Below are 25,539 nucleotides of genomic sequence, written 5' to 3'. Positions count from 1 at the left end.
ATTGCAGAACGAATAGAGTCAGGAGTCCTTTAAATGCCTACCAAAGCCGTGACCGACGCCAGCTTCGCTTCCGACGTGCTCGAGTCCAGCACGCCGGTGCTGGTCGATTTCTGGGCCGACTGGTGTGGCCCGTGCAAGATGATCGCCCCCGCGCTCGAGGAAATCTCCGAAGAGCTCGAAGGCAAGGTGAACATCGTCAAGATGGACATCATGGAGAACCAGACCATCCCCGGCCAGATCGGCGTCCAGTCGATCCCGCTGCTGGTCCTGTTCAAGGACGGCAAGCCCGCCGCCCAGAAGCTCGGCGCCGCGCCGAAGAGCCAGCTCAAGAGCTGGATCGAAAGCGAGCTCTAAAGAGACTGCATGCGCGCGGCGAGTTCGTCCCACAGGGCCGGGCTCGCCGCCGCGATCAGGCCCTTGCGGTCCTCGTCGACGCGATAGGGCGAACCGTCGATCCGCGCGGCCTTGCCGCCGGCCTCGTTGACGAACAGCACGCCCGCAGCGTGATCCCACGACAGCGTCCGCTCGAAGATCGACAGGTCGTTCTGGCCTAGCACGATCCGCGGATACTGCTCGGCCGCACAGCGCGGGATGTCGACCATCGTATAGTGCGGCGCGATCTGCGTCTTGAGCGCCTCGCGCCGGGCCGGATCTGCGAAGACCAGCGAGATCGCCGCGACCGGCGGGGTCTGGCCGCTGATGCGCGCCGTGACGCGCTCCTCGCCGATGAAGGCACCTTGGCCGCGGTGCGCGTGGCATAGGCGCTGGGTCAGCGGATCGTAGAGCCAGCCCGCGACGGTCTCGCCCCTTTCGGCGAGCGCGATGAGGATGCCGAAGGGCGGCTTGCCCGCGGCGTAATTGTTGGTGCCGTCGATGGGATCGATGATCCAGCACAGCGCATCGCCGAGCCGCTGCATCAGCGAGGGATCGGCATGGGCCGCTTCCTCGCCGACGATCGTCGCTTCGGGCAGCAGCCTGGCCAGGCTCTCGGCGAGGATCGCCTCGCTCTCGGTATCGGCGACGGTGACGACGTCGTCGGCCGCCTTGGCGTCGATCTGGTCGGCGTTGAGCGCCTGATAATGCGGCATGATCGCCCGCGCCGAAGCATCGCGCATGATCGCGGCGACGGCTTTCGTCAGCGCCTGCGTCACGAACGATAATCCGCGTTGATCGAGATGTAACCGTGGGTCAGGTCGCAGGTCCAGACCGTGGCGCGGCCCTGGCCGAGGCCCAGGTCGACCTCGATCGAGATCTCGCGGGTCTTGAGATGCGCAGCGACCGGCGCCTCGTCGTAGTCGGCCAGCGGCTGGCCGTCCTTGGCTGCCCAGGTGCCGCCGAAGCCGATCGACAGCTTGTCGCGGTCCGCCGGTTCGCCGGCCTTGCCCACGGCCATGACGACGCGGCCCCAGTTGGCGTCCTCGCCCGCGATCGCGGTCTTGACCAAAGGCGAGTTGGCGATCGCCAGGCCGACCTTGCGCGCGCTCTCGTCGCTGACCGCGCCGGTCACGGCGACGGCGATGAATTTCTGCGCGCCTTCGCCATCCTTGACGACGAGATGCGCGAGCTGGCGGCAGACGTCCTTGAGCGCGGCGGCGAAGGCGTCGGCGCCGGGGCTGTCGAACGATGCTAGCGGGGTGTTGCCCGCCTTGCCCGTGGCGAAGGCCAGCACGGTGTCGCTGGTCGAGGTGTCGCTGTCGACCGTGATGCACGAGAAGGTCTCGACATTGGCGGCCGAGAGGCACTGCTGGAGGAACGCGGGTTCGACCGCGGCGTCGGTGAAGACGTAGCCGAGCATCGTCGCCATGTCGGGCGCGATCATGCCGCTGCCCTTGATGATCGCGGCGAACTCGACGCGCTGACCGTCGATCACCGCCGAGGCGGTCGCCCCCTTGGCGAAGGTGTCGGTCGTGCCGATCGTCTTGGCGGCCTCTTCCCACGAACACGGCGTGGCGGTCAGCGCGGTTTCGACCCCGGCGCGCGCCTTGTCCTTGGGCAGCGGCACGCCGATCACGCCGGTGGAAGAAACGAAGACCTGATCCTGCGGGCAGCCGAGGTGCGCGGCGACCTGCGCGGTGATCTGTTCGACCGCCTCGCGGCCGCGATAGCCGGTGAAGGCGTTGGCGTTGCCGGCGTTGACCACCAGTGCGCGGGCGGCTCCGCCCTTGATCTGTTCCCGCCCCATTTCGACCTCGGTCGAACAACAGACGTTCTTCGTGAACACGCCGGCCACCGCCGTGCTTTCGGCCAGCTCGACATAGGTCAGGTCGCAGCGCCCCCAGTCCTTGTAGCCGGCGCGGGCGATGCGCGGCGTGACGCCGGCAATGGCCGGCAGCGCGGGGAAGGGCGAGGCGAGCGGGGAGACAGCGTCGGACATGCGTTCGCGCCTAGTCAATCGCAACAATCCCCGCAATCGCGAAGGTGTCAGGCTGCGCTGGCCATCGACGGTGGCTCGTCGCCGATGCGGGCCTGGATGCGTTCGGCCAGTGCGCTTGCATATTCGTCGATCATTTCGACCGGCTGCAGCGGCGGGGTCGTGTCGAAGCCGTAGGGCGGGTTGAACCACCATAGGCGCCGACTGCCTTCGAGATCGAGCCGGGCGATCGCGTGCGAGGTGGCGTTGAAGCGCTCGACCACGGCAACCGCGGGTACCGCGAAGTTGAAATCGCGGGTCAGCCCGCGCACGGCAGCGTCGATCAGCAGGTTGCCGGTCACGCAGACGACGTGGCCGTCCCATTTGTCCGGTAGCACATTGCCCATGAAACCAATGACATGATTGCCCTCATCCGATGCCTGCCAAAGTTGGCAGGGCAGAAGATTGGCCGGGATGTTGAAGCGCCGAAACACATCGACGGCGATGCGTGAGACTAGCGGGCAGAAGGTTTCGTAACCTGTTGGGACGACTTCGAATAAGTCTTCCGCCATGGCCTGGCTGATGGTCAGTTCCCAGGATTTCGTCATTTTAATATTGCCTTAACCAAGAACCGACCTTGCCTAAACGGTATCATCGCGCTCGGTTTGTGCTCAACCGAGCGAATGCTGCGCTGCGGTATGTCGTGCTCTGGCAGAGACGAATTGTGACAGATCCGCGACGAGCGGGGAAAATCGCCGAGGCTTGCGTTACCGCACTGGACGAGCGACTCGTCTTTTCCTATCTGGCACCCATGGCCACCCGCCTGCTGTTGACCCTTCTGGCCCTGTTCACGGGCCTTGCCGCGCAGATGAGTCCGGCACAGGCGCGGATTCGCGCCGTGGGGACGAGCGAAGTGGGGACCTTCGCCGCGATCGTTCGCAGCGAGAATGCCGCCATCGCGCGACCCATCACGCGGACGCCTTTGGCCGATCCGGGCAAGCGGGCAGACCGCTGCGCGATCGTCATCATGCGCCAGGACGCAGAATGCGCTCCTCCCGTCATGCTCGGGATCGACCGCGCGCGCGAATAAGCGCCGTCACGCGTTGACCATTTCGATGGCGTGCGCGGAACCGTGCGCGCCGAATCCGCACTAAAATTCAGGAATTCCGTTATGTTCGGGGCAATCGCCAAGGCCGTTTTCGGCTCATCCAACGACCGTTACGTCAAGTCGCTCGACAAGATCGTCCAGAAGATCGCCGCTTTCGAACCCACGCTCGAAGCGATGAGCGAGGATGAGCTGGTCGCCCAGACCGCCAAGTTCCGCCACATGCTGTCCGAGGGCACCTCGCTCGACGACCTGCTGCCCGAGGCCTTCGCCACGGTGCGCGAGGCGGGCAAGCGCGTGCTCGGCATGCGCCACTTCGACGTGCAGATGATCGGTGGTATCGTCCACCACCGCGGCGAAATCTCCGAAATGCGCACGGGTGAGGGCAAGACCTTGGTCGCCACGCTCGCGACCTATCTCAACGCGCTCGAGGGCAAGGGCGTCCACGTCGTCACGGTCAACGACTACCTGGCCCGCCGCGACGCCGACTGGATGGGCCAGATCTACCGCTACCTCGGCCTGACCGTCGGCGTGATCGTGCCCAACCTGACCGAAGAGCAGCGCCGCGAGGCCTATGGCTGCGACATCACCTACGCGACCAACAACGAGCTCGGCTTCGACTACCTGCGCGACAACATGAAGCACGAGCGCGGGCAGATGGTGCACCGCCCCTTCAACTTCGCGCTGATCGACGAGGTCGACTCGATCCTGATCGACGAGGCGCGCACGCCGCTGATCATCTCGGGCCCGACCGACGACAAGTCCGAGATGTACGTTTCGGTCGACGCGATCGTGAAGCAGCTCGTCCCCGAGGACTACGAGGCCGACGAGAAGCAGAAGTCCATCGTCCTGACCGAGGACGGCGTCGAGAAGGCCGAGCGCATGCTCGAGGCCGCCGGCCTGCTGGTCGGCTCGAACCTCTATGACGTCGAGAACACCCAGGTGGTCCACCACCTCGACCAGTCGCTGAAGGCGGTGGTCATGTTCAAGCGGGACATCGACTACATCGTCAAGGACGACAAGGTCGTCATCATCGATGAGTTCACCGGCCGCATGATGGACGGCCGCCGCTGGTCGAACGGCCTGCACCAGGCGGTCGAGGCCAAGGAGGGCGTCAAGATCGAGCCCGAGAACCAGACGATGGCCTCGATCACCTTCCAGAACTATTTCCGCATGTATCCCAAGCTCGCGGGCATGACCGGCACGGCGGCGACCGAAGCGCCCGAATTCTTCGACATCTACAAGATGAACGTCGTCACGATCCCGACGAACGTGCCGGTGCAGCGCATCGACGAGGAAGACGAGTTCTACAAGAATACGCTCGACAAGTTCGCCGCCATCGCCAAGCTGATCCGCGAGAAGTACGAGACCGGCCAGCCGGTGCTCGTCGGCACGGTTTCGATCGAGAAGTCCGAGCTGCTGTCCGACTTCCTCAACAAGGAAGGCGTCAAGCACAACGTCCTCAACGCCCGCTTCCACGAGATGGAAGCGCACATCGTCGCCCAGGCCGGCCGTCTCGGCGCCGTGACGATCGCCACCAACATGGCCGGTCGCGGCACCGACATCCAGCTCGGCGGCAACGTCGAGTTCCGGGTCGAGGACGAACTCAAGGACATGGCCGAGGGCCCCGAGCGCACGGCGGCCGAGGCGAAGATCAAGGCAGAGGTCTCCGAAGAGAAGCAGAAGGTGCTCGCCGCCGGCGGGCTCTGCGTGATCGGCACCGAACGCCACGAGAGCCGCCGCATCGACAACCAGCTGCGCGGCCGTTCGGGCCGTCAGGGCGACCCGGGCCTGTCGAAGTTCTACCTCTGCCTCGAGGATGACCTGCTGCGCATCTTCGGGCCCGACACCTTGTTCGCCAAGATGATGAACAACAACCTCGCCGATGGTGAGGCGATCGGCTCGAAGTGGCTGTCGAAGGCGATCGAGACCGCGCAAAAGAAGGTAGAGGCGCGCAACTACGACGTGCGCAAGCAGGTCGTCGAATACGACGACGTGATGAACGACCAGCGCAAGGTCATCTATGAGCAGCGCGCCGACATCATGGACGCGGAGACCGTCGACGACGTGGTGGTCGACATGCGCAACGACACGGTCAACGCGATCGTCGCCGATGCCTGCCCGGCGGGTTCCTATCCCGAGCACTGGGACGTCGCGGGCCTCAAGGAGCGCGTCGCCGACGTGCTGGCGATCGACCTGCCGATCGAGGCCTGGATGGAAGAGGACGGCGTCGATCCCGAGCTGATCGAGGAGCGCATTTCCGAGCTCGCCAATACCAAGATGGCCGAGAAGATCGCCGCCAACGACGAGACCGTCTGGCGCCAGGTCGAGAAGAGCGTGCTGCTCGACCGGCTCGACCACTACTGGAAGGAGCACCTGGCCACGCTCGACGCGCTGCGCCAGGTCGTGTTTCTGCGCGCCTATGCGCAGAAGACGCCGATCAACGAATACAAGCAGGAAGCCTTCGGCCTGTTCGAGAAGATGCTCGAATCGATCCGCGAGGACGTGACGCGCATCCTGACCACGAGTGAGCTGCAGTTCTCGCAGCCCGCCGAGATGGACCTGCCCGAGCTGCCCGATTTCCTGACGGGCCACATCGATCCGTTCTTCACCCCCGAGGCGGGCAGCGAAGTCAGCGCGACGCCGGTGTTCGGCGGTGGTGCGGCGGCGTCCGCGATCATCGATGCCGGCGTGCGTCCGGGCGAGGATCCCTACAAGGACCAGAACCTCAACCGCAACGCGCCGTGCCCCTGCGGCTCGGGCAAGAAGTACAAGCACTGCCACGGCGTGGCGGGGTGATCGCTTCGGGCCTTCCCGGCACTGCGCCGGGAAGGCTCCGGGCCGACTGACGGTTTCGCACTTTCGACCGGCGGAGGCCGTCACCAGGTTGCTCGGGCGGGAGCTTGGGGCTGAGGCTGTGCCCTTACGCCGCCAGCGGCAGCTCTCCGCCCAGCGTCTGTCGAACGAGTTGCACCACCGTCCGGTCTCCGCGGCTCGCGGCGTAGGCGCTGGCCATCTTCTGCGCATACCAAGCGCCGTATTCTGGGCTGGCGGTTTCGGCAGCGGGTGCGGCTGCGGCTGCTTGTGCGGGGGCGCCGAGGGATCCGAACAGCTTGCGGGCGGTGAGGGTCATCGTGGGTCTCCGATCCGATCGCCGCCGGGGCGGGCGGCTTCCATGACCGCGTTGTCGGCTTTTGCGGCCTCTTGCGCGGTGCGCGGACGCACGCGGCGGCTGTGTTTTTTGCCACTGGAACGACCCGCGAGCCGTGGTGCCACTGCGATCAAGCGGTTGATCGGCCGTTTACAGCGGCTTGGCGCTTAGTTAACGCCCGAGACAGCGTGCCCGCGTGATGCGGATGCCGGTCCCCCTCCGGCGGGCGAGGGCACGCGCGATTGAAAGGAGTTTCGATGACGAAAATGATCAAGGGCGCGACGATCATCGCCCTGGCAGCCCTCGGTATGAGCCTCTCCGCGTGCGGTAGCGAGACGGCCAATGCCAATGCCACCCCGACCCCCGACGCGGCGGACATGACCGCAGCTTCGATCGACAGCGCCGCTCCGGCCGCCGTCCCCGCGCCCAGCGACACGGCGACCCCGGCTCCGACCGGTACGGCCTCCGCGCCCGCGCACTGATCTGTCGGACAGGTCAAGAAGGGCCGGCTCCCGCAAGGGCGCCGGCCTTTTTTGTTTGCTGGGAAGGGGCGTGGGCTTCGAGGTGGTGTGGGGCTGCTCGAAAGCCTCCGCTCCCTATCTTACCGTCGCCCCTGCGAAGGCAGGGGCCCAACCAAGCTCTCGTCCTGAAACGAAGGGTGCCTGCGCGCGCGGTCAGTTGGCCCCCTGCCTTCGCAGGGGCGACGGGATGGTAGAACCTATGCCGCACCAGGAAGATCGACCTTAGAAAACCTCGATCAACTGGGCGCCGCTCTCGCGCAGCGCGCTCGTGACGATCAGCAGGTTCTCGTGGCGGACGGGGACGGTGAGCTGGATCGCGCCGTTGAGCGGCGCGTCGGCGCGTTCGCGGTGACTCGGTGCGCCTGCGGCATGATCGCCGCCGCTGGCGATGATGCCCGCGCTGTTCTCGTCGGCGATGGGCTCGACGTAGATGAAGGCGGGATCGATCCCGTGTTCCTGCGCGAGATGTTCGACCGCGAGGTCCGCATCGGCGCGCGTGCGGAACTGCGCGGTAAGGCCGTCGAGCTCGCGGCGCTGTTGGGTGTCCTGAACAATGACCATGGCAACCTCCAGGGTGCCTCCCGCGGGCGAGAGTATACCACGGGCGCAGAGCATCCGCCAGTTGGGCGGCTTCGCCGGTCTTTTCAGCGATGTGAAGAAGTTGGCTCCCTGAGTAGGATTCGAACCTACGGCCATTCGATTAACAGTCGAATGCTCTACCGCTGAGCTATCAGGGAGCAGCCCTCTCGGGCAGGGGTGCGCCTATAACAGCGTCGGAAACTTTGGCAAGTCACTCCGGCGACAAAAATTGAATTTGTGCGATCAAGCCTGGAACTGCTCGGCGAAGATGCGTTCCTCAAGGCTGGCGCCGGGGTCGAACAGCAGGGTCAGTTCCTTGTCGTGCGCGGTGCAGATGCGAATATCGCGCACGTCGCGGACCTCCTTCTGGTCGGCCACGGCCGAGACCGGGCGCTTGGCCGGCTCGCGCACGCGGAATTCGACCTCGGCGCTGTCGGGCAGAATCGCGCCACGCCAGCGACGCGGGCGGAAGGGGCTGATCGGGGTCAGCGCCAGCATGTTGCAGCCCAGCGGCAGGATCGGTCCGTTGGCCGAGAGGTTGTAGGCGGTCGAGCCGGCGGGGGTCGAGACCAGCACGCCGTCGCCGGCGAGCTCGGCCATGCGCACCTTGCCGTTGATCTTGACCTCGAGCTTCGCGGTCTGACGCGTCTCGCGCAGCAGGGAGACCTCGTTGATCGCGTAGTAGCTGAATTCCTGCTCGTCCTGAGTGATCGCACGCATCTCGAGCGGGCGCACGGCGATCTCGCGCGCGCGGCCGATCCGCTCGGCGATCGTGCGCTTGGTGCCGTTGCGGTTCATCAGGAAGCCGACCGTGCCGAGGTTGACGCCGTAGCAGGGGCGCAGGCGGCCCTTGTCGAGCATCTCGTGCAGAACGTGCAGCAGGAAGCCGTCGCCGCCGAGCACGACGAAGACGTCGGCATCGACCGGCTTCACCCAGTCGTGCGCCTTGCGCAGCGCTTCGGCGCCTTCCTGCGCCTTGGCGCTGTCCGATACGATCAGCGCCAGCTTCTTGTCCGTGCCCACGCCGGATAGACTCCAAAATCCCGTTCCGGGAGCGGAGCTGTGGTAATTTGAATGCTTTGGCAAGGGCTTCCGGCTAGTGTGACGGAATGAATGAGCTGAGCTCCCTCGATCGCGACGCGCCGCGTGATGCCGTGACCGGGCTTCCGGCGATCGACACCGTCCGCGGGCGGATCGAGGACTGGCTGACCCAGGCCGCCGCGCGCGGCGAGGCGGCGAAGGTGCACACCCTGCTGCTCGGCCTGCGCCGCTTCGATGCGGTGAACCTCGCCTATGGCGCCAGCGCCGGCGACGCGGCCTTGGCCGAGGTCGGCGGGCGCATCTGCCGTTTCGCCGAGAACGAGCTCGACGGCCCCTGGCTGGTCGCGCGCGGCTCTGGCGGCAATTTCCTGCTCGCCGCCAACGAGGCCTGCAGCCGCGAGCGCTGGCAGCTGTTCGCCGAGCAGCTCGCCGACATCGTCTCGCAGTCGATCCCCGCCGCCGCGGGCGCCTTGCGGCTCTCGCCGCGCCTGGCGCTGCTGCGCGCCCTGGCCGACGATACGGTCGAATCGCTGCTCGACCGGCTCGGCCACACGCTGGGCAGCCGGCGGCTGCAGGGCGGGCGGATCGCCTGGGCCGACGGCGAATCGGTGCCGCCGGGCCGCACCGCGGCGCAGCTCGAAGCCGACCTGCTCGTCGCGATCGACCGCGACGAAATCGAGATCCTGTTCCAGCCGCAGTTCGACGCCGACGACCTGCTGACCGGCGCCGAGGCACTGGCGCGCTGGCGGCATCCGGTGCTCGGCCGCATCGGCGCCGCCGCGTTGTTCGGCGTCGCCGAGCGCAGCGACCACGTCGCGCCGCTGTCGCGCCACATCGCCAAACGCGCCTTGGCGGCGGCAAGGGACTGGCCGCCGGGGCTGCGACTGTCGCTGAACGTGACGCCAGCCGATCTCGCCGCGATCTCCTATGCCGACACCCTGCTGGCGATCGTGCGCGAGAGCGGCTTTCCGGCCGACCGGCTGACCTTGGAAGTGACCGAGCAGGTGCTGCTCAGCGACATCCACGCCGCGGCCAAGACCCTGGGCCGGATCTCGGGCGAGGGCATCCGCGTCGCGCTCGACGACTTCGGCGCGGGCTTCTGCAACTTCCGCTATCTCAAGCTGCTGCCGCTCGACTACCTCAAGCTCGACCGCTCGATGGTCGACGGGATCGAGGACGATCCGCGTGACCTCGCCGTGCTGCGCGCGATCGTCGCCATGGCGCGCGCGCTGTCGCTCAAGGTCATCGCCGAGGGCATCGAGGACGAGGCCCAGCGCGACCTGATCGTGCGCGAAGGCTGCGACTTCTACCAGGGCTTCCTGCGCGCCCAGCCGATGAGCGCCGAGGAGTTCGTGGATCTCGCCACCGGAGGGTGAGCGCGACTACTTCGCCGCCTTGCGCGCGATCTGCGCCAGCCCCTTGGTCAGCTGTGCGAGGCCGTGCAGCCGCGCCTTGGGATCACCCCAGACGCGCGTGATGACGAGCTTGCTGTCGGGGCGCAGCTTGACCGTGCCCTCGAGCCGCGCGGCATAGGCGATCAGGCCGGCAGGATCGGGGAACTGGTCGTTGTGGAACGAGACCAGCGATCCCTTCGCGCCGACGTCGATCTTGGCGATGTGCGCCTCGATCGCCTGGCGCTTGATCTCGATCAGCTTGATCAGGTTCGCCGTGGCCGAGGGCAGCGGGCCGAAGCGGTCGATCATCTCGGCCGAAAGGCTCTCGATCTCCTGCTGGTCCTCGGCGTCGTTGAGGCGGCGATAGAGCGCCATGCGGACGGCGAGGTCGGGCACGTAGTCCTCGGGGATCATGATCGGCGCGTCGACGGTGATCTGCGGGCTCAGCGCCGAGCGTTCGCGCTCCAGCCCCATGTCGCCGGCCTTGGCCGCGAGGATCGCGTCCTCGAGCATCGACTGGTAGAGCTCGAAGCCGACCTCGCGGATGTGGCCCGACTGCTCGTCGCCGAGCAGGTTGCCCGCGCCGCGGATGTCGAGATCGTGGCTGGCGAGCTGGAAGCCGGCGCCGAGCGAATCGAGATCTCCCAGCACTTTCAATCGCTTCTCGGCGACTTCTGACAGCGCCTTGTCGTTCGGCGTGGTCAGGTAGGCATAGGCGCGCAGCTTGGCGCGGCCGACGCGGCCGCGCAGCTGGTAGAGCTGGGCCAGGCCGAAGCGGTCGGCGCGGTGGATGATGATCGTGTTGGCGCTGGGGATGTCGATCCCGCTCTCGACGATCGTGGTCGAGAGCAGCACGTCGTACTTGCCCTCGTAGAAGGCGCTCATGCGCTCCTCGACTTCGCCCGCGCCCATCTGGCCGTGGGCCGAGATGTATTTCACCTCGGGGACGGCCTTGTGCAGCCAGTCCTCGATCTCGGCCATGTCGGAGATGCGCGGGACGACGATGAAGCTCTGGCCGCCGCGGTGATGCTCGCGCAGCAGCGCCTCGCGCATCACCATCTCGTCCCATTCCATCACGTAGGTGCGCACCGCGAGGCGGTCGACCGGCGGGGTCTGGATCGTCGAAAGTTCGCGCAGGCCGCTCATCGCCATCTGCAAGGTGCGCGGGATCGGCGTTGCGGTCAGCGTCAGGACGTGGACGTCGTTGCGCAGCTGCTTGAGCTTTTCCTTGTGGTTGACCCCGAAGCGCTGCTCCTCGTCGACGATGACGAGGCCCAGGTCCTTGAACGAGACGGTCTTCGACAGCAGCGCGTGGGTGCCGACCACGACGTCGACCTTGCCTTCGGCCAACCCGCTGCGGGTCTCCTTGGCCTCCTTCTCGGGCACCAGGCGCGAGAGGCGGCCGACTTCGAGCGGGAAGCCGGCGAAGCGCTCGGAGAAGCCCTTGTAGTGTTGGCGGGCGAGCAGGGTGGTCGGCGCGACGACGGCGACCTGCTGGCCGGCCATGGCCGCGACGAAGGCGGCGCGCAGCGCGACCTCGGTCTTGCCGAAGCCGACGTCGCCGCAGACGAGGCGGTCCATCGGCCGGCCCGCGGCGAGATCGCCGAGTACGTCGGCGATCGCGTGTTCCTGGTCGTCGGTCTCTTCCCAGGGGAAGCGGTCGACGAACTGGTCGTAGCTGGCCTGGTCGGGCAGCAGCGCCGGCGCCTGGCGCAGCGCGCGCTTGGCCGCGGTCTTGAGCAGCTCGTGCGCGATCTCGCGGATGCGCTCCTTGAGCCGCGCCTTGCGCCGCTGCCAGGCCTCACCGCCGAGCTTGTCGAGCGCGACGCCGTCCTCGCCGCTGCCATAGCGCGAGAGCACGTCGATGTTCTCGACCGGGATGTAGAGCTTGTCGCCGCCCGCATAGGTCAGCATCACGCAGTCGTGCGGGCTCTTGCCCACGGGGATCGACTGCAGGCCCTCGTAGCGGCCGATGCCGTGGTCCATGTGGACGACGAGATCGCCGGGGGTGAGCGCCGACAGCTCGGCGAGGAAAGCGTCGGCGTCCTTCTTGCGCTTCTTGCGGCGGACCAGACGGTCGCCGAGGATGTCCTGCTCGGTGACGAGGTCGATCTCGGCATTGGCGAAGCCGGTTTCGAGCGGCAGGACCAGCGCCACCGGGCGGCCCTTGGCGGCTAGGCCGAGCGCTTCCTGCCAGGTGTCGGCCAGCGCGGGCTCGACCTTCCCGGCCTCCCCGATGATAGCGGATATGCGCGCGCGGCTGCCCGGAGAATAGGCCGCGATCAAGGCCTTGAGGCCCGACTTTGCCACGGTCTGGAGATGCTTGGCCGCGGCTTCGTAGACGTTGTCTCCGCGCGCTCGCTCGGGGGCGAAGTCACGGCCCGAGGTGAAGCCGAAGTCGACCGCCTTGGCGCTTTCGGGCTGGGCGAAGATATCGGCCTTGTGGACGGGCCAGTCGACGATCCGGCCGTCGATCTCCTCGCGCGTCAGGTAGAGCGCGTCGGGCTTGAGCGGGCGGTAGGAGCCCGGCTGCTTGCCCGAGGTGTCGGTGCGCGCGGTATAGTAGTCGGCGATGTCGGTCAGCCGTTCCTCGGCCGCGCCCTGGGCCGAGGCGTCGATGACGATCAGGTCCTCGGCGGCGAGGTGGTCGAACAGGGTGACCAGTCGGTCCTCGAACAGCGGCAGCCAATGTTCCATGCCGGCGAGGCGGCGGCCGTCGCTGACCGCCTGATAGAGCGGATCGGAGGTGGCATTGGCGCCGAACATCTCGCGATAGCGGCTGCGGAAGCGCTTGACACTGTCCTCGTCGAGCAGGGCTTCGCTGGCGGGCAGCAACAGGTGCTGTTCGACCGAACCGGTCGAGCGCTGGGTGTTCGGATCGAACAGTCGCAGGGTTTCGAGCTCGTCGCCGAAGAAGTCGAGCCGCAGGCCTTGTTCGAGCCCCGAGGGGAAGATGTCGAAGATCGAGCCGCGCACCGCATATTCGCCGGCGTCGACGACGGTGTCGGTGCGCGAATAGCCCTGGCGCTGGAGCAGGGCGATCAGGCTCTCGCGGCCGATCTCCATGCCCGGCTTGAGCAGGCGGACCGACTCGCGGATGCGGAACGGCGTGACCACGCGCTGGAGCAGGGCGTTGATCGTGGTGACGAGGAGCTGCGGACCTTTCGGGCCGTTCTGCAGGCGATGCAGCGCCGCCAGCCGCCGCGCCGAGACCGAGAGCGCGGGGCTCGACCGGTCATAGGGCAGGCAGTCCCAAGCGGGAAATTCGACGACGTCGAGCTCGGGCGCGAAGAAGCCGGCGGCATCGGTAACCGCGCGCATCGCGGCGTCGTCGGGCGCTATGAAGACGGCTCTGGAGCCACTGGGGCTGCCTTTGGCGGCCCGCGCGAGGTCGGCCATGACCAGCGGCTGGGCGCCGCGCGCGATCGAGGCGAGCGTGAGCGGAGTTTTGGCGGAGAGAATCTTCGAGAAATCGGGCATGGCAGGCCAAGGCCACTAGCCGTGTATTTGTTCCGTTCCAAGTGTGCCTGTCTTGCCGCCTGCGCGGGTGCGATCTATCCGCAGATCGGCTTCGCACGGGAAAGGCACGGCATGATCACGCACGCGGTATTCTTCTGGCTGAAAAACCCGGGCTCGATCGCCGATCGCGACGCGCTGATCGCCGGTGTGCGCGGGCTGGCCGCGATCGAGGGCGTGCGTTCGTTGGTCGTGGGCGTGCCGGCCGAGACGGGTGACCGCGACGTGGTCGACGCGAGCTATGGCGTGTCCGAAATCCTGACCTTCGACAGCGTCGAGGACGAAGGCGCCTATCAGGTGCATCCGCTGCACCAGAAGTTCATCGCCGAGCACGAGCACCTGTGGTCGAAGGTGACCGTCTACGACGTCACGCATTCGTGACGCGAAGGCCTTACTGTGGGATCTCGACGTAATCGAGCTGCTGCATGCGCGTCATCAGCGCGCCGGCATAGCGTTCAGGCACGGGCTCGGTGCCGAGCGCCCAGGCGAGCAGGTCGTGGTCTTCCTCGTCGAGCAGGGCTTCGAACCAGGCGATCTCCTCTTCGTTCCACTCGGCGTGAAAGCGGTCGAAGAAGCAGCCGATCATGTAGTCGGCCTCGCGCGTGCCGCGGTGCCAGGCGCGGAACTTGATGCGGTTCAGGCGGTCTGAGGTCATGGCGCGCGGGTAGGGCAATCGTAGTGCCCACACAAGCCGCGCCACACAGAACCGTCTGCTGCCTTCAGATCCCGTCACCCCTGCGGAGGCAGGGGCCCAACTAAGCTCTCGTCCTGCAACGAAGCGGGCGCGGAGGCTCGGTCAGCTGGGCCCCTGCCTGCGCAGGGGCGACGGATGAAGTAACGGACGGTAACGGATGGATTTCGATCCGTTGACGGATATATCCGCTCCCATGCGTCCCGACCGGCTCAATTCCCTGTTCGTCGAAACCGCCGGCCTCAAGGGTGTCGGCCCGCAGATGGCCAAGCCGCTCGACAAGCTCGGGCTCACGCGCGTCAAGGACCTGGCCTATCATCTGCCCGACCGCTTCGTGCAGCGCCGCGTCGTCGCCGATCTCGACGAGGCGGCGGTGGGCGAGAACATCATCATCGCGCTGACCGTGCGCGAACACCGCTCGTCTAGCGGCCGCGGGCCCTATCGCGTCATGGCCGAGGACGCCGCGGGCAACGTCTGTGCGCTGACCTATTTCGGGCGCGCGTCCTATTCCGCCAAGAAGCAGCTGCCGCTGGGCGAGACGCGCTGGATCGCCGGCCGGCTCGACCAGTACGGGCAGATGCTGCAGATCGTGCATCCCGATCACGTCTCCGAAGAGACCGCCGGGCTCGGCCAGGTCTGCGAGCCGATCTATCAGCTCTCCGAAGGGCTGACCCAGGGGCGGCTCGGCGCGCTGGTCCAGCAGGGGCTGGTGGCGCTGACCGACCTGCCCGAATGGATCGAACCGAACCTGCTGGAGCGCGAGAAGTGGCCGGCCTGGCGCGAGGCGCTGCTCGCGGCGCACAAGGACGAGAACAAGCCCGCGCGCGAGCGGCTGGCCTATGACGAGCTGCTGGCCAATTCGCTGGCGCTGATGCTGGTGAAGAACGCCAACCGCGCGCAGAAGGGCACGCCGCTGCAGGGCGACGGGCGCCTGCGCGCCAAGCTGTCGCTGCCGTTCGGGCTGACGGGCGCGCAGAAGCGCTCGATTGCCGAGGTCGAAGGTGATCTCGCGCAAGGATCGCCGATGCTGCGGCTGCTCCAGGGCGACGTGGGTTCGGGCAAGACCGTGGTCGCGCTCGAATCGATGCTGATCGCGGTCGAGGCGGGGACGCAGGCGGCGCTGCTGGCGCCGACCGAAATCCTCGCGCGCCAGCATCATGCGACCCTGAGCAAGATGCTCTCGGGCACGGGCGTCGAGATCGCGCTGCTGACCGGGCGCGACAAGGGCAAGGCGCGCGAGTCGATCCTCATGGGGCTGATGGACGGCTCGATCGACGTGGTCGTCGGCACTCACGCGATCTTCCAGGACGCGGTGACCTACAAGCATCTGGCTCTGGTGGTGATCGACGAGCAGCATCGCTTCGGCGTGGGGCAAAGGCTGATGCTCACCCAGAAGGGCAGGCGCACGCCGCACTGCCTGGCGATGACCGCGACGCCGATCCCGCGCACGCTGACCCTGGCGCAATACGGCGAGATGGAAGTCTCCAAGCTCGACGAGATGCCTCCCGGCCGCCAGGCGATCGACACGCGCGTGGTCGCGATCGAGCGGATGGGCGATGTCGTCGAGGCGGTGTCGCGGCATCTGGCGGGCGGCGGTCAGGCCTATTGGGTCTGCCCGATGGTGCGCGAGAGCGAGACCGACGACCTCGCTGCCGCCGAGGCGCGCTACGCCGAGCTGCGCGACCATTTCGGCGAGCAGGACGTCGTCCTGGTCCACGGCCAGCTCAGGCCCGAGGTCAAGGACGCGGCCATGGAACGCTTCGCGCGCGGTGAGGCCAAGCTGCTGGTGGCGACGACGGTGATCGAGGTCGGCGTCGACGTGCCCAATTCGAACCTGATGGTGATCGAGCAGGCCGAGCGCTTCGGGCTGGCCCAGCTCCACCAGCTGCGCGGCCGTGTCGGTCGTGGCACCGAGAAATCGACCTGCCTGCTGCTACGCGGCGGCGGCCTGTCCGAGACCGCGCGCGAGCGCCTGGCGCTGATGCGCGAGACGCAGGATGGGTTCCGCCTGGCCGAAGAGGACTTGCGCCTGCGCGGCGGCGGCGAGCTGCTCGGTACCAAGCAGTCGGGCGACACGCCGTTCCGCGTCGCGACATTGGAGCAGATCCAGCGGCTGCTCCCTGTGGCGCACGACGATGCGCGGCTGCTGATCGAACGTGACGGCGGCCTGACCGGCGAGCGCGGCGAGGCGGCGCGTCTGCTGCTCTACCTGTTCGAGCGCGACTGGGGCGTGCAACTGCTGCGCGGCGGCTAGGCGGCGGGCTTGCGCTCGCCCGGTGCGAGGCGCAGTGTCGCGGGCATTCGCAATCGGGGGAGGGCGCAATGACAAATACCAACAAACCGCCGGTCTGGTTCTGGATCGTGGCGATCGTGCTGGTGCTGTGGGAAACGATGGGCTGCTTTGCCTGCGTCACGCAGATCCGGCTCGGCGCCGAAGCCATGGGGCCGGTCGACGAGTGGTCGCGTGCCTACTACGCGGCGCTGCCCGCCTGGTACAACTGGGTCTACGCCGTTGCCACCTTCGGCGGGCTGTTCGGCGGCCTGGCCCTTCTGCTGCGCAAGCGGCTGGCGGCGACGCTGTTCTGGATCTCGCTCGTCGCGGTGATCGTGATGTTCGGCTATGCCTTCGCTGCGACCGACCTGATCGCGCACAAGGGCGCCGGACAGGTGCTGCCGTTCCCGCTGTTCATCGCCGCGGTCGGCGTCTTCTCGATCTGGTTCGCGAACCTGGCGACGAAGAAGGGCTGGCTCGCGGCCTGATCCCGAAGTCAGGCGAGCCGCGTCAGGGCATCGCCCGGCGGACCGTTCTCGACCCGATCGAGGATCGCCCGCGCCACTTCGGTGGGCGACAGGGCGCCGGTGTCGAGCACCATGTCGAAGCAGTCGTGGCGAAAGATCTCGCGCGCGACGAAGGCCGAGGCGCGGCGGGTGCCCTCGTTGTTGCGCGCGGCCTGTTCCGGGCCGAGCACCTTCTCGACCTCGGCGATGCGGCCGGCGATGCGGTTGCCGAGAATGTCCTGCGGCGGTTTGAGCGCGACGAACAGGCTCGGCAGGTCGCGGAAATGCGCGACCAGGTTGGGCAGGATCGGCGGAACGGTGGTGGCGACGTGATCGAGGATCACGCGTTCGCCGTTTTCGACCGCGGCGCGCACCATGCGGTGATAGGTGTCGATCAGCCGGCCCCCCTGGCGGCCGAAGTCCATGTGCGCGGGGCCTGCGGGATCGGCCGGATCGTCGGGCGCCATGTGCAGGCTCTCGCCGCTGCGCGTGCCGCCGTCGACGAACTTGCGCGGCACCAGGGTGCCGAGCATCGTGTCGACGCCGAAGTGGAGCCAGAGATCTTCGGCCTGTTCGACGAAGGCCTTGCAGGTCGTCGTCTTGCCGCTGCCGGTCGTGCCTGTGACGATGACGAGCCTGGTCACCGTTTCGCCCAGGCCTCGGGTCCGGCGCGGTGCCACTGGCGGTAGTCCTGGAGGCCGTAGTATTCCTGGTCCTCGCCGATCGCGCCGGTATGGCCGTCGTAGTCCCAGGCATATTGCTGCCACCACATGCCGCGGTCGGGGAACAGGATCACTTCGGCGTGGCAGACCGAGCGGCCCAAGGCATGAAGCTCGCGGCCGAGCTGGTCCCTGGCCACGACTTCGACCGCGGTCACCCGCGGCCCGTCACGTTCGAGCACGCGGCGCGTGCCTTCTGCGAGCGACGAGACCACGCCGTCGCGCATCAGATAACCGCCGACCGACAGGGTATCGCGACTTTGGTTCGCGTCGACCGCCATCATGTGGAAGCCGGTCTTCGCGTCGGCGGTCGACCACAGGTAGCCGCCGGGCGTGCACTTCTCGAGGTTGCGGCGGCCGTGCGAGCCGTCGCGGATCGAGAAGGTGTCGACCGCATAGGTCTCGCCCTCGAGCACGACCTTGCCCGTGATCCGCCCCGGCTGCTCGAAGTGGAGCTTGTAGGCGCCGTCGAAGCCATGATCCTCGCGGCGGCCGATCTCGTGCGGTTCGGCGACGGCCTCGAACACGAGGTCGAGCGTGAAGCCGTTGGCATCGTACATCAGCCGATAGCGCTTCAGCGGTTCGAGCATTTTGATGCCGAACGAGAAGTCGGTCATGAAATCGTACTTGTCGTAATCGATCCCGAACCGCCCCTGGGGGAGTGGCCGCATCGCCTGCCAGTCGAAGAAGGGGAAGTCCCAGGCGTGCGGCGTGCTCGCGTCCCACATCGCCGGGCCGGCGAGCATGCAGTTCATGTTGGGGCGGAAGTGATTGTAGAAGAAGCCGTTGATCTTGCGCTCTGGGATCGCCCACGAGAACCACGAGCTTTCGCTCCAGTAGAGATCGTCGTCCTTCTTGAGGTTGAAGTGGTCGGCCACTTCGCTGGTCAGCGCCATCGGTTCCTCTCCGTGCTTGTAAGGCGGCACCGGCCCACGCCCCCACCCGACCTCCCAACGATAGTACCCTAGGGAGGTCGGGTGGGGGCGTGGGCCGGTGCCGATCCCGCTCAAGCGGAAACGTCAGCCACCGCGTCGCATGACGGTGCGCGCGGTGGCAAGTGCGGGAGTCTGGAACGCTGGGCTGATGTGTCCTCAGTCGAATTCGTAGGCGCGCTCACCGTGGCTGGTGATGTCGAGGCCTTCGTATTCCTCTTCGTCGGTCACGCGCATCGGCAGGACGATCGAGACCATGACCGCGAGGATCGCCGAGACGATCGCCGACCACAGCGCCACCACGCCGACACCGGCGAGCTGCGCGACGAGCTGGCTGCCCATCGACATGCCCTCGGCATAGCCGACACCGCCGAAGTCCTGCGAGATGAAGATCGCGAGCAGGATCGAGCCGATGATGCCGCCAACGCCGTGAACGGCGAAGACGTCGAGCGAGTCGTCGATCTTGAGCTTGTGCTTGATGACCTGGATCATCGGATAGCAGACGCAGCTTGCGGCGATGCCGAAGACGATCGCCGCGCCGGGGGAGATGTAGCCGGCGGCCGGGGTGACCGTGGCCAGGCCGGCGATCGCGCCCGTGGCAAAGCCGACCGTGGTCGGCTTGCCGACGCTGACGCGTTCGATCGCGAGCCAGGCGAGAGCGGCGGTGCAGGCCGCGGCATGGGTGGCGAGGATCGCGCTGGCGGCGCCGTCGCCGGCGGTCAGGGCCGAGCCGCCGTTGAAGCCGAACCAGCCGACCCAGAGCAGGCCGGCGCCGGCCATGGTCAGGGCGGGGCTATGCGGCAGCATCAAGGTCTTGGGGAAGCCCTGGCGCCGGCCGAGCAGCAGTGCGGCGATCAGCGCCGAGACGCCCGCCGTGGTGTGGACGACGATGCCGCCGGCGAAGTCGAGCGTGCCGAGGCCGGTCGCGAGCCAGCCGCCGCCCCAGATCCAGTGCGCGGCGGGCGCGTAGACCACCAAGCTCCACAGCGCGCAGAAGCCGACGACCCAGCCGAAGCGCGCGCGGTCGACCCAGGCGCCGGCCATCAGCGCCGGGGTGATCGCCGCAAAGCACATCTGGAACATCGCGAAGGTGCTCTCGGGGATCGTCGTGTTCGCGCGGACGTCGCCGAGATTGATCAGCATCCAGGCATTGCCAGAGCCGAGCCAGCCGTTGGTTACGTCGCCGAAGGCCAGGGTATAGCCGACGACGATCCACAGCAGCGATGCGATCGCGGCGATCGCGCCGCACTGGATCAGCACCGCGAGGAAGTTCTTGGCGCGCACCAGGCCGCCGTAGAACAGGCCGAGGCCGGGCAGGGTCATCAGCAGGACCAGCGCCGAAGAGGTCAGGATCCAGGCGGTGTCGCCGCTATCGGGCGTGGCCGCATCCTGGGCCAACGCCAGTGTGGGCATGGTAGCCGCCAGGGCAGCGACCGACAGCGCGCAGCTCTTCCGCATTTCAAGCAATCCCCTGCTTCACAGACCCTGCTCTCCAGCGGGGCCGTGTTCCTCCGAGGGGGCGTCTAGAACATTATCGCGTTAACAAACAAGGCAAGGCCAGGGGCCTTTCAACAATCCGATCCTCCCCCAACGGGGGAGGGGGACTGCCCGCGCAGCGGGTGGTGGAGGGGGCGAGGTCGTACGAGAGGTGCGCGTTCGGCCGCGCCCCCTCCGTCAGTCCTGCGGGCTGCCACCTCCCCCGGAAGGGGAGGAGTTGGCTCTAAGCCCAGCCTTCGAGCACCTGATCGGGCGGGCGGTGGCCGTCAATCCAGAAGCGGATGTTGGCGATCAGGCGCAGGCCCGCGGCGCCGCGGCCTTCGACCGTGGCGCTGCCGAGGTGCGGCATCAGCACGACGTTGGGCAGGGCCAGCAGCCGCGGATCGACCGAGGGTTCGCGCGCATAGACGTCGAGCCCCGCGCCGGCGATGCGGCCGTTCTGCAGCGCCGCGATCAGCGCTTCTTCGTCGATGATGTCGCCACGCGCGGTGTTGATCACGCAGGCGCTGGGCTTGAGCAGGGCGATGCGCCGGGCGTCGAGCAGGTGGTGCGTGCCGGTGCTGGCCGGGCAGTGCAGGGTCAGGATATCGGCATCGGCGATCAACTGGTCGAGATCGGGCTCGTACCGTGCGCCGAGCATGTTCTCGATCGCCGGGGGCAGGCGGTGACGATTGTGATAGACCACTTCGAGCCCGAAGCCCCGCGCGCGGTGCGCCACGGCCTGGCCGATCCGGCCCATGCCGACGATCGCCAGCCGCTTGCCGCCCAGGCTCGTGCCGAGGAAATTCGATGGCCCCCAGCCGGTCCAGTTGCCGTCGAGCAGCATCCGCGATCCCTCGGGCAGGCGGCGCGGCACGCTGATGATCAGCGCCATGGCCATGTCGGCGGTATCGTCGGTGAAGACCGAAGGCGTGTTGGTCACGACGATCTTGCGTGCCCACGCGGCGGCGAGGTCGATGTGATCGACGCCCGCGCCGAAATTGGCGAAGAGGCCGAGCCGGTCGCCCGCCGCGGCGATCATTTCGCCATCGATGCGGTCGGTGACCGTGGGCACCAGCACGTCGCATTCGCGCATCGCGGCGATCAGCGCGTCGCGGTCCATCGGTACGTCGTCGGGATTGTGGGTGACGTCGAACAGTTCGTCCATCCGCGCCTCGGTTTCGGGCAGGAGTCGGCGCGTGACGATCACGCGCGGCTTGCCGGTTACGCGTTGGGCGAGCGGGGTTTCGGTGACAACGGTCATGGTGTCCGCGCAATGTGCCGGACTGGCCGACGAGGTCAAGCGCGGTGGCGGTTTTCCGGGGGCAGGCCAGGATCAGAAGTGTGCTTGAAGCGTTGCCGCTCGTAAATCTATGGGGCCGCGTCTAAGGGGTTCGTCATGTCATCCTTCCTACGGTCCTTCGCTGCCCTGGCACTCCTATCCGTCGCGACTCCGGCGCTGGCCGCGGACGACGAGGCGGTGCCCTATTGGGCCTCGCTGCGCGCCAGCGAGGTGAACCTGCGCGTCGGTCCGGCCGAGACCTATCGCATTGCCTGGGTTTATCATCGCCCGGGCCTGCCGATGAAGGTGTTGCGGCGCATGGAGGGCTGGCGGCTGGTCCAGGATCCCGACGGCGCGCGCGGCTGGATGCTGGCGCGCTTCCTCAAGCGCGATCGCGGCGCGATCGTCACGGGCAAGGGGCTCGCCGACATGCGCGACAAGGGCGCGAGCGATGCCAAGCTGCTCTGGCAGGTCGAGCCCGGCGTGAGCGGGCGGCTCGGCGATTGCGAGGAAGGGTGGTGCCGGCTCGAGGTCGATACCGGCCATGCGGGTTTCGTGCCGCAGGCGCGCCTCTGGGGTGTGGGCGAGCCGTAGTTTTCTGAAAATCCTCCCTATTTTCGCGAAGCGCAAATGGGGAGGGGACCGCCAGTCTGAAAAGGCTGGTGGTGGAGGGGTAAGGGCGGTGCCGGCTACCCCTCCGTCAGGCCCTGCGGGCCTGCCACCTCCCCATTTGTCCTGCGGAAAAATGGGGAGGAGCTAGCAGCAGATCAGACCAGCTCGACCGCCACGGCCGTGGCTTCGCCGCCGCCGATGCAGAGCGAGGCGACGCCGCGCTTCAGGCCCTTGTGCTTGAGCGCACCGATCAGGGTGGTGATGATGCGCGTGCCCGAAGCACCGATCGGGTGACCCAGCGCGGTGGCGCCGCCGTGGACGTTGATCTTGTCGTGCGGGATGCCGAGGTCGTGCATCGCGAACATGGCGACGCAGGCGAAGGCCTCGTTGATCTCGAACAGGTCGACATCCGAAAGCTGCCAGCCGGCCTGCTCCAGAACCTTGGGGATCGCCTTGATCGGCGTGGTCGGGAAGCGCTGCGGCTCGTGCGCGTGGGCGGCGACGGCGACGACCTTGGCCACCGGCGTCAGGCCCTTTTCCTTGGCGACGCTCTCGCGCGTCAGGATCATCGCGGCGGCGCCGTCCGAGATCGAGCTCGAAGTGGCGGCGGTGATCGTGCCGTCCTTGGCGAAGGCGGGCTTGAGGGTCGGGATCTTCTCGGGCTTGCCCTTGCCGGGCTGCTCGTCGGTGTCGACCACGACGTCGCCGCCGCGGGTCTTGACCGTGACGGGGACGATCTCGCTGGCGAAGGCGCCGGTCGAGATGGCTTCCTGGGCACGGCGCAGCGACTCGATCGAATAGGCGTCCTGCGCCTCGCGGGTCAGCTGGTACTCGTCGGCGACGGCCTGGGCATAGGAGCCCATCGAGCCGCCTTCGTAGGCGTCTTCGAGGCCGTCGAGGAACATGTGGTCATAGGCGGTGTCGTGACCGGCGCGCGCGCCGCCGCGGTGCTTCTTGAGCAGATAGGGCGCGTTGGTCATCGATTCCATGCCGCCGGCGACGACCATGTCGATCGTGCCCGAGGCGAGGGCTTCCGCGCCCATGATCACCGTCTGCATGCCCGAGCCGCAGACCTTGTTGACCGTGCTCGCCTCGACCGAGAGCGGCAGGCCGGCCTTGAGCGCGACCTGGCGGGCCGGCGACTGGCCGAGGCCGGCGGGCAGCACGCAACCCATGTAGATACGCTCGACGTCGGCACCGTCGACACCGGCGCGCTCGACCGCGGCCTTGACCGCGGTGGCGCCGAGATCGGTTGCCGAAACGTCGGCGAAGGCACCCGACAGGCCACCCATCGGGGTGCGGGCGTAAGACAGGACGACGATCGGATCGTTCGCGGAAATCTGGGCCATGGCGCTATCTGCCTTTCGAATGGCGTTGGACAATTCTGCCCGGTCGCATAATGTTGCACTGCGGTAATGGCAATCCGTCGCTTCGGCGGAAAGCGTCATCATTGCATATGCCTATTAAGTTTCAAATTGCAACTTGAGAGCCGTTCGCAGCAAGCATCCGACCCTTGCGCCTCGCTGAACGGGGGACTAGGGCGCGCATCATTCAACTCCTTAACCGAGTCAGAACGTGGTCGATCTATCCCAATATCTGCCGATCCTGATCTTCCTGATCATCGCGCTGGGGCTGTCTTCGGCCTTCGTGTTCCTGCCGATGGGCGTCGCTCGCCTGACCGGCGCGCATAACCCGAACGCCGAAAAGCTGAGCGAGTACGAGTGCGGCTTCCCCGCCTTCGAAGACCCGCGCAGCCAGTTCGACGTGCGCTTTTACCTCGTCGCGATCCTGTTCATCATCTTCGATCTGGAAGCGGCGTTTCTGTTCCCCTGGGCCGTGTCGCTCGACATGACCGGCTGGCCCGGCTGGATCACCATGATGGTCTTCCTGGGCGAACTGGCCATCGGCCTCGCCTATGCATGGAAGAAGGGAGCTCTGGACTGGGAATGAGCACGCTCGTCGACACCGCCGGTAATCCCCTTGGCGGTAACCCGCTTTCGGCCTCGTCGGGCCAGGCGATCACGCCGCCCGACCAGGCCTTCTTCAAGGACCTCAATCAGGAGGTTTCCGACAAGGGCTTCCTGATCACCACCACCGAGGAGCTGTTCCAGTGGGCCCGTACGGGCTCGCTGTGGTGGATGACCTTCGGCCTCGCCTGCTGCGCGGTCGAGATGATCCACGTCAACATGCCGCGCTACGACATGGAGCGCTTCGGCGCCGCGCCGCGCGCGTCCCCGCGCCAGTCGGACGTGATGATCGTCGCCGGTACGCTGTGCAACAAGATGGCCCCGGCGCTGCGCAAGGTCTACGACCAGATGTCGGACCCCAAGTACGTCATCTCGATGGGCTCCTGCGCCAACGGCGGTGGCTACTACCACTACAGCTACAGCGTCGTGCGCGGCTGCGACCGGATCGTGCCTGTGGACATCTATGTCCCCGGCTGCCCGCCGACCGCCGAGGCGCTGCTCTATGGCGTGATGCAGCTGCAGCGGAAAATCCGCCGCGTCGGCACGGTCGAGCGGTGAGGGCGGGACGATGACGGTACTGCATTCCGCACCCAAGATCGCGTCGAACGAAGGCGTGCTCGATACGCTGACCAAGGCGCTCGGCGACAAGCTCGTCGCCGGCAAGGAAGAGTACGGCGAGATCGTGCTCACCATCGCGCGCGATCGTATCGAAGACGCGATGCGCCAGCTGCGCGACGAGCACGAATACCAGCAGCTGATGGAAATCGCCGGGGTCGACTATCCGTCGCGGCCCGAGCGGTTCGAAGTCGTCTACATGCTGCTGTCGGTGACGCGTAACCACCGCCTGCTGGTCAAGGTCACCGCCGCCGAGAACACCCCGGTGCCGACGGTCACGACCCTGTGGCCGGTCGCGGGCTGGCTCGAGCGCGAGGTTTTCGACCTCTACGGCGTGATCTTCGCCGGCAACCACGACCTGCGCCGCATCCTGACCGATTACGGCTTCGAGGGGCATCCGTTCCGCAAGGACTTCCCGCTGACCGGCTATGTCGAGCTGCGCTATTCCGAAGAGGACAAGCGCGTCGTCTACGAACCGGTCCAGCTCGCGCAGGACCTGCGTTCGTTCGACTTCATGAGCCCGTGGGAAGGCGCCGACTACCTGCTGCCCGGTGACGAGAAGGCACCGGCCGCGCCGCCGCCGGCTCCTCCGCCGCCGCCTGCCGCGCCCAAGGTCGAGACGCCCAAGACCACCGACAAGCCTGCCGATACCGGCGGCGATGCCAAGGCCAACGAAGCCGCGGCCGACAAGCAGAGCGCCGGTGCGCCCGCCGCCAAGGATGGCGGCAAGGCGCCCGAAGCGCCCGCGCCGACCGAGTCCAAGCCCGCACGCAAGCCGCGCGCCAAGAAGACGCCCGAGGGTAGCTGATC

At 67.2% G+C, this 25,539-nt stretch carries 25 protein-coding genes and 1 tRNA gene; 12 read left to right on the top strand and 14 right to left on the bottom strand.

The window, feature by feature from the left end; translation table 11 throughout:
- The first annotated feature begins 33 nt into the window (after positions 1-33).
- A complete protein-coding gene (gene trxA, locus OLX23_RS05610; protein WP_264443622.1) occupies positions 34-354 on the top strand; it encodes a thioredoxin in 321 nt (106 codons plus the stop codon).
- Here the strand turns inward: trxA and OLX23_RS05605 are convergent.
- From OLX23_RS05605 to OLX23_RS05595, 3 genes are read right to left on the bottom strand one after another with little or no spacing between them, the layout of a single operon-like run.
- Complete coding sequence (locus OLX23_RS05605; protein WP_264443746.1) at positions 351-1,115, bottom strand: inositol monophosphatase family protein; 765 nt, start codon at positions 1,113-1,115, stop codon at positions 351-353. The two genes, trxA and OLX23_RS05605, sit on opposite strands and share 4 nt — an antisense overlap.
- A gap of 32 nt (positions 1,116-1,147) precedes the next feature.
- Complete coding sequence (argJ, locus tag OLX23_RS05600; RefSeq protein ID WP_264443621.1) at positions 1,148-2,374, bottom strand: bifunctional glutamate N-acetyltransferase/amino-acid acetyltransferase ArgJ; 1,227 nt, start codon at positions 2,372-2,374, stop codon at positions 1,148-1,150.
- 47 nt (positions 2,375-2,421) lie between these two features.
- On the bottom strand, positions 2,422-2,958 hold the full coding sequence (locus OLX23_RS05595; RefSeq protein WP_264443619.1) for a hypothetical protein: 537 nt from the start codon (positions 2,956-2,958) through the stop codon (positions 2,422-2,424).
- Positions 2,959-3,161: 203 nt separating this feature from the next.
- On the opposite strand from OLX23_RS05595, the gene OLX23_RS05590 reads away from it, so the two are divergent.
- Both OLX23_RS05590 and secA read left to right on the top strand, forming a co-directional pair.
- Positions 3,162-3,440 carry a hypothetical protein gene (locus tag OLX23_RS05590; protein WP_264443618.1) on the top strand — a complete coding sequence of 93 codons (279 nt, stop codon included), beginning with the start codon at positions 3,162-3,164 and terminating at the stop codon, positions 3,438-3,440.
- 81 nt (positions 3,441-3,521) lie between these two features.
- Complete coding sequence (gene secA / locus OLX23_RS05585) at positions 3,522-6,254, top strand: preprotein translocase subunit SecA (protein ID WP_264443616.1); 2,733 nt, start codon at positions 3,522-3,524, stop codon at positions 6,252-6,254.
- Positions 6,255-6,378: 124 nt separating this feature from the next.
- Here secA and OLX23_RS05580 read toward each other — a convergent pair whose 3' ends face one another.
- Entirely contained in the window at positions 6,379-6,588 is a 210-nt protein-coding gene (locus OLX23_RS05580) for a hypothetical protein (protein ID WP_264443615.1), read from the bottom strand.
- 275 nt (positions 6,589-6,863) lie between these two features.
- Here OLX23_RS05580 and OLX23_RS05575 point away from each other — a divergent pair, with 275 nt between their 5' ends.
- Complete coding sequence (locus OLX23_RS05575) at positions 6,864-7,088, top strand: hypothetical protein (protein WP_264443614.1); 225 nt, start codon at positions 6,864-6,866, stop codon at positions 7,086-7,088.
- 261 nt (positions 7,089-7,349) lie between these two features.
- Here OLX23_RS05575 and OLX23_RS05570 read toward each other — a convergent pair whose 3' ends face one another.
- From OLX23_RS05570 to OLX23_RS05560, 3 genes are all read right to left on the bottom strand, one after another.
- The gene (locus OLX23_RS05570) at positions 7,350-7,688 is read right to left on the bottom strand and encodes a hypothetical protein (RefSeq protein WP_264443612.1); all 339 of its coding nucleotides are present in this window, start codon (positions 7,686-7,688) and stop codon (positions 7,350-7,352) included.
- 101 nt (positions 7,689-7,789) lie between these two features.
- A tRNA-Asn gene (locus OLX23_RS05565) sits at positions 7,790-7,864 on the bottom strand.
- 85 nt (positions 7,865-7,949) lie between these two features.
- Positions 7,950-8,729, bottom strand: coding sequence for an NAD kinase (locus OLX23_RS05560; RefSeq protein WP_264443610.1), 780 nt, complete (start codon positions 8,727-8,729; stop codon positions 7,950-7,952).
- Between the two features lie 86 nt (positions 8,730-8,815).
- Here OLX23_RS05560 and OLX23_RS05555 point away from each other — a divergent pair, with 86 nt between their 5' ends.
- The gene (locus tag OLX23_RS05555; RefSeq protein WP_264443609.1) at positions 8,816-10,123 is read left to right on the top strand and encodes a GGDEF domain-containing phosphodiesterase; all 1,308 of its coding nucleotides are present in this window, start codon (positions 8,816-8,818) and stop codon (positions 10,121-10,123) included.
- 6 nt (positions 10,124-10,129) lie between these two features.
- On the opposite strand, the gene mfd is transcribed toward OLX23_RS05555, so the two are convergent.
- A complete protein-coding gene (gene mfd, locus OLX23_RS05550) occupies positions 10,130-13,621 on the bottom strand; it encodes a transcription-repair coupling factor (RefSeq protein WP_264443607.1) in 3,492 nt (1,163 codons plus the stop codon).
- A gap of 111 nt (positions 13,622-13,732) precedes the next feature.
- Between mfd and OLX23_RS05545 the strand changes: the two genes are divergently transcribed.
- Complete coding sequence (locus OLX23_RS05545; protein ID WP_264443606.1) at positions 13,733-14,038, top strand: Dabb family protein; 306 nt, start codon at positions 13,733-13,735, stop codon at positions 14,036-14,038.
- A gap of 10 nt (positions 14,039-14,048) precedes the next feature.
- On the opposite strand, the gene OLX23_RS05540 is transcribed toward OLX23_RS05545, so the two are convergent.
- A complete protein-coding gene (locus OLX23_RS05540) occupies positions 14,049-14,312 on the bottom strand; it encodes a succinate dehydrogenase assembly factor 2 (protein ID WP_264443605.1) in 264 nt (87 codons plus the stop codon).
- A 232-nt stretch (positions 14,313-14,544) separates the two neighbouring features.
- Between OLX23_RS05540 and recG the strand changes: the two genes are divergently transcribed.
- Positions 14,545-16,602: an ATP-dependent DNA helicase RecG gene (recG, locus tag OLX23_RS05535; RefSeq protein WP_264443744.1), complete on the top strand. Its 2,058-nt coding sequence runs from the start codon at positions 14,545-14,547 to the stop codon at positions 16,600-16,602.
- Between the two features lie 68 nt (positions 16,603-16,670).
- A complete protein-coding gene (locus tag OLX23_RS05530) occupies positions 16,671-17,108 on the top strand; it encodes a hypothetical protein (protein ID WP_264443604.1) in 438 nt (145 codons plus the stop codon).
- Positions 17,109-17,116: 8 nt separating this feature from the next.
- Here the strand turns inward: OLX23_RS05530 and OLX23_RS05525 are convergent, their stop codons facing one another.
- The 4 genes from OLX23_RS05525 to OLX23_RS05510 all read right to left on the bottom strand — a co-directional run bounded on the left by OLX23_RS05525 (position 17,117) and on the right by OLX23_RS05510 (position 21,517).
- Complete coding sequence (locus OLX23_RS05525; RefSeq protein WP_264443603.1) at positions 17,117-17,770, bottom strand: chloramphenicol phosphotransferase CPT family protein; 654 nt, start codon at positions 17,768-17,770, stop codon at positions 17,117-17,119.
- Positions 17,767-18,741, bottom strand: coding sequence for a hypothetical protein (locus OLX23_RS05520; RefSeq protein WP_264443601.1), 975 nt, complete (start codon positions 18,739-18,741; stop codon positions 17,767-17,769). Before OLX23_RS05520 ends, OLX23_RS05525 begins: the two co-directional genes overlap by 4 nt.
- 195 nt (positions 18,742-18,936) lie before the next feature.
- Positions 18,937-20,235 carry an ammonium transporter gene (locus tag OLX23_RS05515; protein WP_264443600.1) on the bottom strand — a complete coding sequence of 433 codons (1,299 nt, stop codon included), beginning with the start codon at positions 20,233-20,235 and terminating at the stop codon, positions 18,937-18,939.
- 262 nt (positions 20,236-20,497) lie between these two features.
- Entirely contained in the window at positions 20,498-21,517 is a 1,020-nt protein-coding gene (locus tag OLX23_RS05510) for a 2-hydroxyacid dehydrogenase (RefSeq protein WP_264443599.1), read from the bottom strand.
- Positions 21,518-21,652: 135 nt separating this feature from the next.
- On the opposite strand from OLX23_RS05510, the gene OLX23_RS05505 reads away from it, so the two are divergent.
- A complete protein-coding gene (locus OLX23_RS05505) occupies positions 21,653-22,129 on the top strand; it encodes an SH3 domain-containing protein (protein ID WP_264443598.1) in 477 nt (158 codons plus the stop codon).
- Positions 22,130-22,302: 173 nt separating this feature from the next.
- On the opposite strand, the gene OLX23_RS05500 is transcribed toward OLX23_RS05505, so the two are convergent.
- Entirely contained in the window at positions 22,303-23,496 is a 1,194-nt protein-coding gene (locus tag OLX23_RS05500) for a thiolase family protein (protein ID WP_264443596.1), read from the bottom strand.
- A gap of 226 nt (positions 23,497-23,722) precedes the next feature.
- Here OLX23_RS05500 and OLX23_RS05495 point away from each other — a divergent pair, with 226 nt between their 5' ends.
- From OLX23_RS05495 to OLX23_RS05485, 3 genes are read left to right on the top strand one after another with little or no spacing between them, the layout of a single operon-like run.
- Positions 23,723-24,097, top strand: coding sequence for an NADH-quinone oxidoreductase subunit A (locus OLX23_RS05495; protein ID WP_264443594.1), 375 nt, complete (start codon positions 23,723-23,725; stop codon positions 24,095-24,097).
- Positions 24,094-24,672: a NuoB/complex I 20 kDa subunit family protein gene (locus OLX23_RS05490; protein ID WP_264443592.1), complete on the top strand. Its 579-nt coding sequence runs from the start codon at positions 24,094-24,096 to the stop codon at positions 24,670-24,672. The genes OLX23_RS05495 and OLX23_RS05490 overlap by 4 nt, the downstream gene beginning before the upstream one ends.
- A gap of 10 nt (positions 24,673-24,682) precedes the next feature.
- A complete protein-coding gene (locus OLX23_RS05485) occupies positions 24,683-25,537 on the top strand; it encodes an NADH-quinone oxidoreductase subunit C (protein ID WP_264443591.1) in 855 nt (284 codons plus the stop codon).
- The last annotated feature ends 2 nt before the right edge of the window (positions 25,538-25,539 follow it).

This window comes from Novosphingobium sp. JCM 18896 (genome assembly GCF_025938095.1).
GTDB lineage: Bacteria > Pseudomonadota > Alphaproteobacteria > Sphingomonadales > Sphingomonadaceae > Novosphingobium.
The sequence above is the reverse complement of the archived record's forward strand: the minus strand, read 5'-3'. Positions and strand labels throughout refer to the sequence as shown.